Annotated in this window: 2 protein-coding genes; one reads left to right on the top strand and one right to left on the bottom strand. The window is 37.5% G+C overall.

Features of this window, described 5'->3' with window-relative positions; translation table 11 throughout:
• Positions 1–28 precede the first annotated feature (28 nt).
• Complete coding sequence (locus tag HMPREF9018_RS03495; protein WP_155362322.1) at positions 29–376, bottom strand: hypothetical protein; 348 nt, start codon at positions 374–376, stop codon at positions 29–31.
• A gap of 127 nt (positions 377–503) precedes the next feature.
• Here HMPREF9018_RS03495 and HMPREF9018_RS03490 point away from each other — a divergent pair.
• A partial coding sequence (locus HMPREF9018_RS03490) for a transposase (protein ID WP_008448221.1) occupies positions 504–934 on the top strand: 431 nt, incomplete at its 3' end.

The raw sequence follows: 934 nt of genomic DNA, 5'->3' as shown, positions 1-934 counted from the left end.
AACGTGAGTTCGACGAATTCTCGTTATGTTAATAGCATCTTGAACATGAACGATAGCCTTCACTTCGTGCAGAACTTAAAGATGTGCGAGAGTAGTTTCCACGCCACAATGCAGGACAAGATGTTCGTGAATGGTAACAAGAACCTGTAGGAGTGATGTATACAACCTGACCTACCTTAACAGAGCGGGTAGTTCTTTTCTTATGGACACTTGGCTTACGGGCTTTCGAACGCTTACAAGCTTTCCTCCCCTTATACTTCATTTGCGTCTGCAAACTAATGTTTTCTGTGCGGGTTGTAGATGTCGTTTCATACGTAAAACTACTTGTGCCTATTAGTGTTGCCACGAAGAGAAGAACAGAAAATAGATGTCTCATAATTTTGTTTATATTTGTTATTAATAACGTGAGTTTGATGAATTATAAGTGTCTATAAATTTGGTGATTAGCGAAATTTGTTGTAATTTTAAGGTGTTGATATATAGAATTACAAACAAAAATCGCTATGATTACCGAAGACAAAATTACTGAAATATTTTGTATGGCAGACGACTTCTGCAAGTTTTTTGATGCTATGACAGCAAAATATACGCTAAAACCTATTGGAAAAAGAAAATATCATCGAGATTCCACGATATCAAAGGCAGAAGTCATGCTGATAATGATTCTTTTTCACGACTCTGGTTATCGCTGCTTTAAACATTTCTATCTTGAAAAAGTATGTAAGCATCTTCGCCATCTATTTCCAAAAGTTGTTTCTTATAACCGTATAGTAGAATTGGAAAGGGAGGTAGCCGTCCCCTTAACCTTGTTTATCAAGAAGGTTCTGCTGGGCAAATGCACGGGCATAAGTTTTGTTGACAGCACACCACTGCGTGTCTGCAAGAACCAAAGAATACATATTCACAAGGTTTTCAAAGGTATAGCCCAAAAAGG

The organism is Prevotella amnii CRIS 21A-A, assembly GCF_000177355.1.
GTDB lineage: Bacteria > Bacteroidota > Bacteroidia > Bacteroidales > Bacteroidaceae > Prevotella > Prevotella amnii.
The sequence above is the reverse complement of the archived record's forward strand: the minus strand, read 5'-3'. Positions and strand labels throughout refer to the sequence as shown.